General features: G+C 43.7%; 17 protein-coding genes. 5 read left to right on the top strand and 12 right to left on the bottom strand.

Annotated elements, in window-relative coordinates:
* Positions 1–38: 38 nt before the first annotated feature.
* From B158_RS0110530 to rplM, 5 genes are all read right to left on the bottom strand, one after another.
* Complete coding sequence (locus tag B158_RS0110530) at positions 39–881, bottom strand: cytochrome c1 (protein WP_018625337.1); 843 nt, start codon at positions 879–881, stop codon at positions 39–41.
* Positions 878–2,089, bottom strand: a complete 1,212-nt coding sequence (locus tag B158_RS0110525) for a cytochrome b (RefSeq protein WP_018625336.1) — start codon at positions 2,087–2,089, stop codon at positions 878–880. The genes B158_RS0110530 and B158_RS0110525 overlap by 4 nt, the downstream gene beginning before the upstream one ends.
* Positions 2,089–2,676 (bottom strand): ubiquinol-cytochrome c reductase iron-sulfur subunit, encoded by a 588-nt coding sequence (petA, locus tag B158_RS0110520; RefSeq protein ID WP_018625335.1) that lies wholly within the window; start codon positions 2,674–2,676, stop codon positions 2,089–2,091. Before petA ends, B158_RS0110525 begins: the two co-directional genes overlap by 1 nt.
* Positions 2,677–2,985: 309 nt before the next feature.
* Positions 2,986–3,375: a 30S ribosomal protein S9 gene (gene rpsI, locus B158_RS0110515; protein WP_018625334.1), complete on the bottom strand. Its 390-nt coding sequence runs from the start codon at positions 3,373–3,375 to the stop codon at positions 2,986–2,988.
* A 10-nt stretch (positions 3,376–3,385) separates the two neighbouring features.
* A complete protein-coding gene (gene rplM / locus B158_RS0110510; protein ID WP_026309359.1) occupies positions 3,386–3,814 on the bottom strand; it encodes a 50S ribosomal protein L13 in 429 nt (142 codons plus the stop codon).
* Positions 3,815–4,111: 297 nt separating this feature from the next.
* Between rplM and B158_RS0110505 the strand changes: the two genes are divergently transcribed.
* Positions 4,112–4,453, top strand: coding sequence for an HU family DNA-binding protein (locus B158_RS0110505; protein ID WP_018625332.1), 342 nt, complete (start codon positions 4,112–4,114; stop codon positions 4,451–4,453).
* 70 nt (positions 4,454–4,523) lie between these two features.
* Complete coding sequence (locus B158_RS0110500) at positions 4,524–5,369, top strand: hypothetical protein (protein WP_018625331.1); 846 nt, start codon at positions 4,524–4,526, stop codon at positions 5,367–5,369.
* A 30-nt stretch (positions 5,370–5,399) separates the two neighbouring features.
* On the opposite strand, the gene zapE is transcribed toward B158_RS0110500, so the two are convergent.
* The 4 genes from zapE to B158_RS0110480 all read right to left on the bottom strand — a co-directional run bounded on the left by zapE (position 5,400) and on the right by B158_RS0110480 (position 8,408).
* Positions 5,400–6,503 carry a cell division protein ZapE gene (gene zapE, locus B158_RS0110495; RefSeq protein WP_018625330.1) on the bottom strand — a complete coding sequence of 368 codons (1,104 nt, stop codon included), beginning with the start codon at positions 6,501–6,503 and terminating at the stop codon, positions 5,400–5,402.
* A 2-nt stretch (positions 6,504–6,505) separates the two neighbouring features.
* Complete coding sequence (locus B158_RS0110490; RefSeq protein ID WP_156823099.1) at positions 6,506–7,153, bottom strand: alpha/beta hydrolase; 648 nt, start codon at positions 7,151–7,153, stop codon at positions 6,506–6,508.
* 127 nt (positions 7,154–7,280) lie between these two features.
* Positions 7,281–7,595 carry a V-type ATP synthase subunit I gene (locus B158_RS0110485; protein ID WP_018625328.1) on the bottom strand — a complete coding sequence of 105 codons (315 nt, stop codon included), beginning with the start codon at positions 7,593–7,595 and terminating at the stop codon, positions 7,281–7,283.
* A 126-nt stretch (positions 7,596–7,721) separates the two neighbouring features.
* Complete coding sequence (locus tag B158_RS0110480; protein WP_018625327.1) at positions 7,722–8,408, bottom strand: DUF2238 domain-containing protein; 687 nt, start codon at positions 8,406–8,408, stop codon at positions 7,722–7,724.
* Between the two features lie 105 nt (positions 8,409–8,513).
* On the opposite strand from B158_RS0110480, the gene B158_RS0110475 reads away from it, so the two are divergent.
* Positions 8,514–9,140: a ZapG family protein gene (locus tag B158_RS0110475; protein ID WP_018625326.1), complete on the top strand. Its 627-nt coding sequence runs from the start codon at positions 8,514–8,516 to the stop codon at positions 9,138–9,140.
* Between the two features lie 27 nt (positions 9,141–9,167).
* Complete coding sequence (locus tag B158_RS0110470) at positions 9,168–10,334, top strand: S1C family serine protease (RefSeq protein ID WP_018625325.1); 1,167 nt, start codon at positions 9,168–9,170, stop codon at positions 10,332–10,334.
* A 76-nt stretch (positions 10,335–10,410) separates the two neighbouring features.
* Here the strand turns inward: B158_RS0110470 and murA are convergent, their stop codons facing one another.
* From murA to B158_RS13420, 3 genes are read right to left on the bottom strand one after another with little or no spacing between them, the layout of a single operon-like run.
* On the bottom strand, positions 10,411–11,670 hold the full coding sequence (gene murA, locus B158_RS0110465) for a UDP-N-acetylglucosamine 1-carboxyvinyltransferase (protein ID WP_018625324.1): 1,260 nt from the start codon (positions 11,668–11,670) through the stop codon (positions 10,411–10,413).
* Between the two features lie 16 nt (positions 11,671–11,686).
* Positions 11,687–11,932 (bottom strand): BolA family protein, encoded by a 246-nt coding sequence (locus B158_RS0110460; protein ID WP_018625323.1) that lies wholly within the window; start codon positions 11,930–11,932, stop codon positions 11,687–11,689.
* 17 nt (positions 11,933–11,949) lie between these two features.
* On the bottom strand, positions 11,950–12,132 hold the full coding sequence (locus B158_RS13420; protein WP_026309358.1) for a hypothetical protein: 183 nt from the start codon (positions 12,130–12,132) through the stop codon (positions 11,950–11,952).
* A 114-nt stretch (positions 12,133–12,246) separates the two neighbouring features.
* Here B158_RS13420 and B158_RS0110450 point away from each other — a divergent pair, with 114 nt between their 5' ends.
* Positions 12,247–13,230: a calcium/sodium antiporter gene (locus B158_RS0110450; RefSeq protein WP_018625322.1), complete on the top strand. Its 984-nt coding sequence runs from the start codon at positions 12,247–12,249 to the stop codon at positions 13,228–13,230.
* The last annotated feature ends 25 nt before the right edge of the window (positions 13,231–13,255 follow it).

Here is a 13,255-nt window from a genome sequence, read left to right as displayed (position 1 = left end):
AAGCCCCGGTAAGGATTCACCGAGGCTTAGGATGCTGATTAATGAATGTCTTTCCAGAACTCTTTCTTCAGGAAATAAGCAAATATTAATAGCACAAATAAGAACAATAGAACCCAAACACCCATACGCTTACTTTCCAGTTTTACTGGATTGGCGGTGTAGGCCATAAACGCAGTTAGGTCACGAATATTTTCGTCATATTCTTCCGGGGTCATCTGTCCTTCTTTAATCTGAACAAACATCTTGCCTTCAGCTGCTAATTTAGCCATAGCAGCTTCTGCCTCATGTTGTTTTTCTTCTGCTTCAGCTTTTGCTTCTTCGCTTGCTTCAGAATCATTCAACACAGCTTTGGCTTCAGCAATTTGCTCTTCAACAGAAAGTAGTTCATCACTCTTTGCCTGTAAGCCTTGCAGATCAGCAAGAATATGAGGCATACCCACTTCAGGGAATACTGTATTATTCACCCCAAATGGACGTGATGGGTCGACGTAGAAAGAACGCAAATAGTTATACACCCAGTCTTCACCACGAACACGAGCAGCCAAAGACAGATCCAGCGGATCAACACCGAACCACTTCTTGGCTAAATCACCATTCATGCTTTTATCCATGGTGTCACCGAACTTTTGGTCACCAAGAATGAGGTTGTTTACTGTTTGTTCTTCAGTTAACTCCAAGTCTTGAGCAATACGCGAATAGCGTACGTATTCCATCGAGTGACAACCCAAGCAATAGTTAACGTATAACTTGGCACCATTTTGCAGTGAAGTTTTATCCGACAAATCAATATTTGCCGGATCATTTGGATATGTTGTACCACCACCCGCAGCGAATGCAGATACAGGTAGCAGGAATAAAATAGCTGTAATTAACTTTTTCATTTGTCTGTTACCCTCTCTGGTACTGGTTTAGTTTTCTCGAACTTGGGCAAGAACCACAAGGCGATAAAGAAGAAGAAGTAATAGACGGTACAAATACGTCCTAGCCACTTAGTAAAGTCTGTTACAGGAACAACACCTAGAACACCTAGAATGATGAAAGAGATAACAAACAGGGCTAATAGAATTTTGTACGAAGCACCGCGGTAGCGGATCGACTTCACTTTTTGACGGTCAAGCCAAGGCAATAGGAACAAAATAACAATTGCCAATGCCATTACGATGAAGCCACCAAACGGATCCGGAACTGCACGCAACATGGTATAGAATGGTGTGAAATACCAAACCGGGGCAATATGCGGAGGTGTTTTCAGCGGATTAGCTGGCTCAAAGTTTGGACGCTCAAGGAAGTAGCCACCAAAATCAGGAGCAAAGAAAACCACGCCGAGGAAGATCATCATGAAGACTACTACACCGACGATGTCTTTAACCGTGTAATAAGGATGGAAAGGAATACCATCTAATGGAATACCGTTCTCATCTTTCTTCTCTTTGATTTCAACGCCGTCTGGGTTGTTTGAGCCAACCTTATGTAGCGCTACAATGTGCAAGAACACCATCGCAACCAATGCCAATGGAACTGCTACAACGTGTAAAGCAAAGAAGCGGTTTAGAGTCGCTAATGACAAAGTAAAGTCACCACGAATCCATTCAACCAGGTCTGGACCGACAACTGGAATGGTACCAAACAGGTTAACAATCACCTGAGCTCCCCAGAATGACATCTGTCCCCATGGCAATAGGTAGCCCATAAAGGCTTCCGCCATTAACAGTACAAAGATGATCATACCGAAGATCCAGATCAACTCGCGTGGCTTTTTATATGAACCGTACATAATGCCACGGAACATATGCAAATAAACCACAACGAAGAATGCTGAAGCACCTGTTGAGTGGAGGTAACGAATAAGCCAACCATATTCAACATCACGCATGATGTATTCTACAGAAGCAAATGGCTCGCTTGGGCTGTAGAACATGGTTAACCAGATACCGGTAAGCAATTGGTTAACTAAAACCAACATTGCTAGTGAGCCAAAGAAATACCAGAAGTTGAAGTTCTTTGGTGCATAATACTCAGCTAAATGCTCGTTCCAGACTTTAGTAGCTGGGAAACGGGCATCAAGCCATGTCATAAAATTCTTAAACATTAGGCACCTCCCTCTTCACCAATCACAATCATTTTAGCTGCTGTGTCGATAGTGTAAGGAGGAACTTCCAAGTTAGCGTTAGCTGGAACACCGCTATAAACACGACCAGCCAAATCAAACTTAGAACCATGACATGGGCAGTAATATCCACCTAGCCAGCCACCTTCTAAAGAACCCGCATCTGCAAAAAGCTGCGGTGAACAACCCAGGTGTGTACAAATACCAACCGCGACAAAGATGTCAGGCTCAATTGAACGGTATTCGTTTTTACAATATTCAGGTTGTTGTGGTTTTTCTGACGCTGGATCGGCTACAAGCCCTTCACTCTTTGTGATGCTTTGTAACATCTTATCGTCACGACGCATAACCCATACAGGTTTACCACGCCACTCCACAGTTATTTGCTGTCCTACCTCAAGTTTTGTGTAGTCATACGCAACTGGAGCACCTGCAGACTGCGCTTTGGCGCTTGGTGCCCAGGAACGAACAAAAGGTACTGCCGCACCAATCACACCAACCGCTCCTACTACTGAAGTAGCACCGATTAGCAGATTTCTGCGTCCTTTGTTGACGCCCTGATTACTCATTCGGTTAGTCTCCCCACGAAGAAATAGCACCACCCACCAATGGATGGCGTTGGAAAATCATGATTTAAATTGATTCTGCTATGAAGCAAGCCAAAAAATTGCCTTCAAACACTTATTATTACTTCTACGGCAGAATACTGCGCAGGGATCATATAGGAAAATACCCACAAAAACAATGAGGTCAGACCAGTGCGAGGTATGTAACTTATTGATAGTTGGAAAAATTCAGAAAGGTATAGATAAAAAAACACCCGCAGTGCGCGGGTGTAAATAATGCCGGAGTTCCTCTCCGGCAATTCTGTCCGAAACTTAACGTTTCGAGAATTGAGGGCGCTTACGTGCTTTGTGAAGACCCACTTTCTTACGCTCAACTGCACGAGCGTCACGGGTAACAAAGCCAGCTTTACGCAATGGAGCACGTAATTCTTCGTCATACTCCATTAATGCACGAGTGATACCGTGACGAATCGCACCGGCTTGACCAGTACCGCCGCCACCAGCAACAGTTACGTACACATCAAATTTTTCAAGAGTTTCAGTTAGCTCAAGCGGTTGACGAACCACCATGCGTGATGTTTCACGACCAAAATACTCGTCAAGACTACGCTGGTTAACGGTAATCGCACCATTCCCAGGACGCAGGAAAACACGAGCTGTAGAGCTTTTACGACGACCTGTTCCGTAATATTGTTCAGCCATTGTTCTCACCTTAGATTTCTAATGGGATTGGTTGCTGAGCAGTATGGTTGTGCTCAGTGCCAGCGTAAACTTTCAACTTGCGGAACATCGCACGGCCTAAAGGATTCTTAGGAAGCATGCCTTTTACCGCTTTCTCGATGATCATTTCAGGTTTTGTCGCCTGCAATTTCTCGAAGTTGGTTTCTTTAATGCCACCTGGATAACCAGAGTGACGATAATACATTTTGTCCTGCGCCTTGTTACCAGTCACAGTCACTTTCTCAGCGTTGATGATGATAATGTAGTCACCAGTATCAACGTGAGGCGTATATTCTGCTTTGTGTTTGCCTTTCAAACGGCGAGCTACTTCAGTCGCCAGGCGGCCTAAAGTTTTGCCGCTAGCGTCGACTACGAACCAGTCACGCTTAACAGTTTCAGGCTTTGCACTGTATGTTTTCATATTCTTTAAGCTCCAAAAAGCCATTTGCACCCGCAATAGAGAACCGATCACGGCCCTAAAAAAGAGAGCGCGAATTCTACAGAAATCACCCCTATAAAACAAGAGGCGACACCAGGATTTTCAAAAATTATTAAATGTCTCGGCCAAATTTATGAATTTTAAGTAAAATCCTGCTAAAAAGACTTTATTTACGGGGCTTTTAGCGCTATAAAAAGCGCTGATGGGGAGTCAATTTTGCAATACTCGCCAAGACGACCGATATTTTAACAGTCAACTAACATAAGAGGCAAAGGAAAAATGGCAGATAATAAAGCCCGCAAAGTTACAGCGGTTCAAGAAAAATTCACAAAAACTCAAATCCTTAACGAAATCTCAGCACAAACAGGCCTAACCAAGAAAGACGTTTCAGCGGTTTTAGACGAGCTAGGCGTAGTTATTGAGCGCCACGTTAAAAAGCGTGCGGTAGGTGAATTCACACTACCTGGTCTATTAAAAATCAGCACAGTTAAAAAGCCAGCTGTTAAAGCTCGTAAGGGTATCAACCCTTTCACTGGCGAAGAAACCATGTTCAAAGCTAAGCCTGCCAGCGTTGCAGTTAAAGTACGCCCACTGAAAAAATTAAAGGATATGGTTAAGTAATTCTTCACTATTCCTTAGATCTCAAAAGCCGACTGCAGAGTCGGCTTTTTATATAGCAAAACAAATAATTATGACTAAGCTCAATCGTCCGTCAGAAGCTAATATATCCTCCAACCGAATTGTCAAATTAGCCCTTTTCCTATTATTACTCCAAGTTTCCTGCTTTGGTGCGGTATGGAGCTTATATGACTTTGATCGTTCAGTGTTTTTCCTTGGTTTAGAAACCATGAAGAAAGCTACTGGAATCTTCTGTGCCATTCTCTTTTTTTGGTCTTGTTATTGTATTTTTATTCTGTTCAATCCACATACCACTAAGCGCACTCACCAGAAACCCTCAGAGCATCATCTAGTACAGCATCAATTTGCCAGCAAATATGGTCCTTTAGGAAAAACCATCTTTGCCGCTTTAGGTTTATTCTTCGCAGTATTTTTCCCATATGCAATATATTCAATCCTTACAGGACAAACCGTAGATGAGTTCCAGCCTCATGAAGCAATTCTTTTTTCTATAATCATACTTATATTGATGGTGTGGATTGTTGGGTCGACTCTAAAGGCAGCTTTCTACCAGTACACGGTTATGATCGATAAAGACGCAGAGTTAATAATCCATGAAAGGTCTTTCTTGCTCTGGTCTAAAACTAATGTCTATCGTTTTAGGGACATCCAGTTCGTAGTTAGTTCAGACAGAAAATATATTAATAAATACTTGGCAATCAATGTAACTTACGGTAGCAATAACAATAAGACGCCTATCTACTTTCTTTACCTTAAACCTCATGGTAGAAAGCCCATTCTTTTCCAGGAAAGTAAGGTCTGGCCTAAAATAAAGCAAAAAGGGAAAGACTTAGCGAAGCTAATGGGGTGTAGAACGTATACATCTCCGCCTGGCAGTTTCCTCAGAGGTTATTGGTAATCATTATGGGATACCGACTATAGGCGATGTTTAAGCCAAGTGTTCTTTAGCCAGATACTCTTTGCTTTGCATCTCTTGCAGTCGACTAACAGTCCTTTTAAACTCAAAAGCCAGCCCCTTTCCTACATAAAGCTCTTCTAAGGCCACTTCAGCCGACAATATTAACTTCACATGACGTTCGTAGAATTCGTCCACTAATGCGATAAAGCGGCGGGTTGCATCATTAACGCTATCATCCAACTTCGGAATCTTGCTGACAAAGACTGTATGATAATTACGGGATAGCTCTATATAGTCGTTGGCTGAACGTTCTGTTTTGCAAATAGCGTCAAAGGTAAACCAGACAACGTTATCGGACAGTCGCACTGCATCAATTAACCGCCCTTCTACTTTGAGTTTACAGTGCTGTTGCCCTTCTTCGCCGGATAATTGAAGAAAATACTGCTTCATATTGCTATCAGCAGCGGCATCTAAAGGATAATGGTAGATTTCAGCCTTTTCCAAAGTTCGAAGACGGTAGTCGGTACCACCATCCACATTTAATACCTGACAATGTTTCTGAATCAGTTCAATAGCCGGCAAGAATCGCTCACGTTGAAGGCCATTCCAATATAGGCGCTCTGGCGGAATATTCGAAGTTGCGACTAATACAATATTGCGCTCAAACAACTCTTTGAACAGACCACCGAGGATCATCGCATCAGTAATGTCGGTGACAAAAAACTCGTCAAAACAGATAACCCGCGCTCGTTGCGACAACTGGTCTGCAATTTTAATTAGAGGATTTTTTTCGCCAGCAAGTGCTTTAAGCTCGTGATGCACTTCGTGCATAAATCGATGGAAATGCAGGCGAATTTTACCTTTTATCGGCAAGCAATTAAAAAAGGTGTCCATCAGCCAGGTCTTACCACGGCCTACCCCTCCCCACATATATAATCCTTTAACCGGATCAAGATCTGAAGATAGTAAACGCTTGACTAGATCCATAAAGCCACCACTCGGGCGACTGTCTAGAAGATCGTCATAAACCCGCTGCAGAGCAGCAACCGCCTCAGCCTGTGCAGGGTCTTTTGCAAAACCGCTGGCCAGATCCTGTTCATACTTCTGCTTTGGGGTTAAATCGATTGTGCGCATAGTCAAGGTGCTTGTAACTCTTCAGGTAAATGAGCCTGTAACTTACCTTCCATCAGTTCACGCAGATCAACTAATCGGCTATGAAAAAAATGTCCCGCCCCTTCCATGCGGATGACTTCAGGCTTTTTGGGCAAATCATCCAGCCATTGGAATACAGCCTCCGGATCAACCACTTCGTCAGCATCCCCCTGCACCACTAACCAGGGGCAGTCAGGAATTTGAAATTCATCGAAACTAAACCGATTTACTGGCGGTGCAATACTGATCAGCTGTTGCGCACCTAATTTTTTAGCTTGTAATGCAGCTATCCAGGAACCAAAGCTAAAACCAGCAAGCCACAGCGGGCGGCCTGGATATTTTTTTTGCATCCATTCAACAACCTTCATCAAATCCTGTTGCTCACCCTTGCCTTCATCATATTCACCTTGGGAATTACCAACACCACGAAAGTTGAATCGCACGGAAGGAATACCCATTCCGGAGAGCGTTCTGGAAACCGTGTAGATGACTTTATTGGTCATGGCTCCGCCATGAAGTGGATGAGGATGGCAACACACAGCAATAGCGTTGCGTTCAGGTGAGTCAGGTTGATCAAGAGTTGCTTCAAGGTGACCGCTATCACCTGCTATCAAGAAATGATTTTTATTCACTTGATTGTAGTCATTGATGGACAATGCGGGCTATTTTCGCACGTTTTAATGAGCTTGGAAACCAACAGCCCTATGACGAAAAAAGAGGCCGAAGCCTCTTTTTCAATAGATGAGGAGAATGGCGAGACTAGTACTTATTAAAATCCTTACTTTCATCCTTATCTTCTTCGGACTGTTTTTTGCGGAAATCTTTATTCAACTCTCGCTCTGACTCGGCTCGAGACTTTTCCTGCTCACGAAGCATTTCCTCGTAAGCTTTTCGGTCTGCGCGCTCAAGTTCGAGCAATTTTTTTTCACGCTCTTTTTCCAGTTGTTCTCGCTGTTTAAGTAACTCTGCACGCTCTTTAATTAATTCTTTTTGTTTCTTATCATCATCGAAAGCGACAGCCGGATTGACTAAACTAACAGCGGCCAACAGGCCAATCATGATTATGGACTTCATAAGTCTTATCCTGAGTATTTATAGATAATGACAACTATTATTTTGCATCACCCTCAGCAAGAAAAGCACTTGCTAAGGGTTTAATGTAAAAGTGCCAAGCGGTTTACGTTTGCGGGCACGACAGGCTCACAAGGTTTCGGGGTTTGAAGTCTGAGGTGTCAGACTTTCGTTCCACTCGCGGGCAAAGTCTCGCTGCCAGCGCCAGTTAATAAATGCCACCGTTACCATGGCGATTAAAGCTCCCAGGCCGGCTAAAGCCATATCCTTATGGGCATCCCAGACATCACCCTGAGTCCCAAGGTAAGCCGCTCCAACATCACCACCGAATACAATTGCTGCAGCCCACTCAATAAGCTCATAGATAGCTGAGGTAGACAAGGTTAAATCTAATGGCAAAAAGTAGCCCCAGAATCCTTTAACCTTAACGATACGTATAAATATTTCACGAATTGGGTAAGCAAATAATAAACCATAGGCCAAATGCAGGAATCGGTCATAATGATTACGTTCCCAACCAAACCAATCATTTAATGGTGATCCGAAAACTGATTCAGTCCATTGGTTATAAGGCACCAGCGAATAGGTATAGTGAGAACCTATTTCATGAAAACACAGAAATAGAAATATACAAAAGTAGGATATTCTCGAAAGGCGAAATCTTTTATAACTGGCAATCAGGCCTGCAACTAGCAGGAACATCAGTACATTTTCTAAGAGCCACGTAGAACGGTCGACAGGATTAATGGCACATAGAATGAAGACTACAAGAAAGATGCCGCTCAAAGTCAGTAAGAATTTTGTGTTATAGGTCATGAATCCTCTCGAACTAACGGCTAATAATTGTGTATCATAAGATCAAATCAGGGATTCAGGCAATTTTCGTTTAGACGACTTTGACAGATTGAGGAATATTAATTCATGTCCAGTCCATTTATTATCTTCTTGCTCCTTATAATTGCAGTTGCAGCTTTCTTCTTTGGTCGCTGGCATGGTATGTCACAACGAAGTAAAGCACTATCGGAAGAGCTAAAAGCTAAAGATGAAGAACTTAATTCATTAAAAGAAGATGTTAACAAACACTTCGATGAAACAGCACGCCTATTCAGTAACGTCACAGAAGAATATAAGTTGCTTTATCAGCACCTCGCCAGTAGCGCCAATAAATTGGGCAACCGCAAGTTTGACCTTAAACTCAGTAGCAACACCAGTGGCCTGCCAGGGCTAGGCAATGCTGGTAGCAAACCTTTTGCAGAAGACGTCATTGATAGCGAAGCAAAAGAGATCACTGAACATGGTTTCGGCCCTCAGCAACCAAGAGACTATGCTGATGACGATATGGATGATGACTACCACCCAAGTCATACAGTTGAAAAGCCTGCGGATGCACCCCATCCGGATGATATTCCTCATGCGGAAAAAGCTGGGAACTCTAAGCCTAAAAAAGAATCAGAGCAAGCTGATGAAAAACAGGACAACAGCTCTACAACATTATCAGATAAGGAACCGACATCCGATTCCAATGATAAACAACGATCCATGGGCTAATGACTTACGTCTCAATTAAGGATTTCTATGCAATTTCTTACCTATATTGGTTACATTATTAAATATCTTTTGGTCGGCCTTGGCATTGCCGCCCTCTTTATCGTGTTTATGCCGGGACGCTTTTCAATCAATAGCCCTTCAGAACAAACTACTGACTCTACTGTGCAGGTACCACAACAAGTTGTCCCCTTCTCTGGATATGCAGATATGCTGGATAAAGCTCGTCCAGCGGTTGTATCTATTCAGGCTCGTTCCAAGCTATACCCCTTGAATGATCCTGAATGCCAGAATAGTTTACGGGCTATTCCCTCAGGTACCAACGCCTGCGCTTTTCTTAATAATGGTTCGGGAGTCTTTATTGATGAGCAAGGCCATATCGTAACCAATGCTCATGTGCTGGATAAGGCTGAGTCGATTATCGTGGAGCTGCTCAACGGACAAAAGTTAGCAGCGACGGTCATTGGACTTGATAAGGATTCTGACCTGGCCTTATTAAAAGTGGACTATCAGCCGCAACATATTTTATCTCTGGGCCAAGAGGATAAAAGCCGGGTTGGTGACATCGTATTTGCCATTGGCACACCTTACATGGCCTTTGAACAAACAGTGACCCAGGGAATCATCAGTGCCAAGTTTTTCTCTCGAGTCTCTCACTATATTCAAACCGATGCCGCTCTTCGCTCAGGAAATTCAGGCGGTGCGCTGGTTAATAGTCAGGGAGAACTGGTTGGTATCACAGCTCTGAGTTCGCGGGACGAGTCTGGAGAAAAAACGTATCAGAATTTCGCCATTGCAGCAGCTGACGTACAGCATGTGGTGAATGAGCTTTTAGAAAATGGGGTGGTCCAAAGAGGCTGGCTTGGTCTGAATGGAGACATGACCATCAACTTCCGCTCCATTGTTCAGGAAATGAATTTACCTCTCCCACAACAGCAATTACTGGCATCTCAAATTGAACAATTACCATTTGGGCAGGGTATTGTGATCACAGCTGTTAATGGCAATGGCCCAGCGGATAAAGCCGGTTTGCAGGCGCTGGACATTATTACCGAGGTAAATGGTAAGCCCATCAACAGCACTGCTGATTTGATGGCAGCAATCTGGAATGTAGCTCCTGAAACCGAGATACAACTTGAGTATTATCGAGATGGTCAGAAAAATCAGGCAGAAGTCATATTAGGCTATCGAGACTAAAAATTACTTCAAATAGATAGAACATAAAAAAAAGGGCCTGTTGGCCCTTTTTTTCAAACAATGGATACTGTATCGATTAACCAATTCGCTTAATCGAGGCACCCAGATTCTGAAGCTTCTCTTCAATGGTCTCGTATCCACGATCAATGTGATAAATCCTGTCCACTAAAGTTTCACCATCAGCACACAACCCTGCAAGAACCAGACTGGCTGATGCGCGCAAATCAGTAGCCATGACCTGAGCACCTGAAAGGTGCTCAACACCACGACAGATGGCGGTATTACCCTCAATCGCAATATCAGCACCCATACGCTGCATTTCAAGAACATGCATAAAGCGATTCTCAAAAATGGTTTCGGTGATAGTGCCAGTCCCTTCTGCCACTGCATTCATGGCACAGAACTGAGCCTGCATGTCTGTTGGAAAGCCAGGGTATGGAGCGGTCTTGATGTTTACGGCTTTAGGTCGCTTGCCATGCATATCAAGTTCAATCCAGTCATCACCTGTAGTGACTTCTGCGCCCGCTTCTTTGAGCTTAACTAAGACTGCGTCCAGAATATTTGGATCGGTATTTCGGCAACGAATACGACCACGCGTCATTGCAGCAGCAACCAGATAAGTTCCGGTTTCAATACGGTCGGGCAACACGTCGTGGTGTCCGCCGTGTAAACGCTCAACACCCTCAATGGTAATGACCGAAGTACCGGCTCCACTGATTTTAGCGCCCATACTGTTTAAGAAGTTAGCTAAATCGACCACTTCTGGTTCACGTGCAGCGTTCTCAATCACAGATGTGCCATCGGCCAAAGCAGCGGCCATGATTAGGTTCTCAGTCGCACCGACACTCACCATTTCCATGACAATTTTAGCGCCTTTTAAGCGGCCATCAGATTTAGCTTTTACGTAACCTGCTTCTACATCAATGTCAGCACCCATCTCGCGCATTCCATCAATGTGCAAGTTAACTGGACGCGAACCTATGGCACAACCACCTGGCAAAGACACCACTGCTTCACCAAAACGGGCCAGTAGCGGCCCCAGGACCAGAATCGAAGCACGCATGGTTTTAACCAGTTCATAAGGTGCTTCATGGCTATGAATAGAGCGGCTGTCGATTTCGACATTGAACTTATCGTCAATGGTTAATTTAGCGCCTAGACGTCCCATCAACTCAAGTGTAGTTGTGACATCATTCAAATGCGGCAGATTACCGATGGTGGTCACGCCATCAACTAACAAAGCTCCCATTAATATAGGCAATGCAGCGTTCTTAGCACCAGAAATTTTAATCGAGCCATCAAGTGCGCCGGCATCTTTAATCAGTAATTTATCCATGATTGATTACTCTGACTTATGCAAAATGCTTAGCTTTTGACCATTCTTCAGGCGTATAGGCCTTGATAGTCAATGCATGAATATCACCGCTGGCAATATGCTCATTTACCGCAGCGTAAACCATCTGCTGTTTTTTAACGCTACGCAGGCCCTCAAAGGCTTTGCTGACAACAATGACCTGAAAATGGCTACCATCACCATCTACTCGCAGCTCTTCACATTCAATTTCTTTTTCAATCAGGGACTTAATCTGTTCAATCATTTGTTTAGTTACTTACGTTAATCGAAGTTATGGCCAAGCATGATAACGCCAAAAACTGCGTCAATATAGACACAAAAGTATGAATCATTAGCAAAGTTGGCACTAAAGTGGCGTGATTTTACCTGAATTCCCCTTGATAAACACCTTTGAATGACATCAAACCCCATTCGCTGTACAATGGCGCGCTTATTTGTCGTCATTTCACATCACCTGGGGCAATGCTTTGAAACAATTTCAATTTGTCAGTCAAAGTCATGCTTATCCTATAATAAGCTAAGCCCGATTACTGAAAACTCAAGCTCTCTAAGGTTTCCATGATAGAACACATTGCCTATATTCTGGTTGGAATTACATTGCTGGTCTGGAGCGCGGATCGATTCACCGATGGCGCTGCAGCGGTTGCACAGAACTTTGGTGTTTCACGCCTGATTGTGGGGTTAACCATTGTCGCGATTGGCTCCTCTGCCCCTGAAATCTTTGTGTCGATTCTGGACTCTTTTAAAACCTGTGCGCCGGATGTTGAAAACTGCGGCCCTGAGGTCGCTATCGGTAATGCCATTGGTTCCAACATTACTAATGTTGCGTTAGTCCTTGGTATCACCGCTTTGGTAAAACCGTTGCTCATTAATTCAGGTATGATTAAGCGCGAGATACCGATACTATTCGTGGTGTCATTTGCGGTTCTCTATTTCTTTTGGGATCTTCGTCTTTCACATATCGAAGGCATGATTTTGCTAAGTTCATTGGTGGCCTACTTTATCTGGCTGGTTCATATGGGTATCAAGTCGCGTGCCAGCAATGACCGTATGCTTGAAGAAATTGTTGACGAATTGCCTGAGCAGATGTCGAGTCCTAAAGCGATTTTCTGGTTATTTTTAGGACTCGTTTTATTGGTTGTCAGCTCTAAAATCTTAATTGTTGGCGCCAGTGGCTTTGCCCTGCAAATGGGTGTTTCCGAAACCTTAATCGGTTTAACCATTGTGGCACTGGGCACCAGCCTGCCGGAACTGGCAGCTTCAATTTCAGCCGTTTTGAAAAATGAACATGAAATTGCGATAGGTAACGTTGTCGGCTCCAATATCTTTAACTTATTAGGTGTTCTTGGGATTCCGGCAGTCATCGCTGCGCCAATGGTAGAGAAAGAAATTCTGACCATTGATTACCCGGTAATGTTCGGGTTATGTATCCTTTTAGCTGTTTTAGCCTATGGTATTCGTGGGCCTGGTAAAATTAACCGTCTCGCCGGTGCTATTTTACTTGCGGCCTTCATTGGGTATTATATAGTTCGCGTTTTCTAACTAATTGAATATTAAAGCCACCAAC

It is taken from the genome of Kangiella aquimarina DSM 16071 (genome assembly GCF_000374105.1).
Taxonomy (GTDB): Bacteria; Pseudomonadota; Gammaproteobacteria; order Enterobacterales; family Kangiellaceae; genus Kangiella; species Kangiella aquimarina.
Note: the sequence above shows the minus strand (reverse complement) of the source record. Positions and strands in the feature narration are given on the sequence as shown.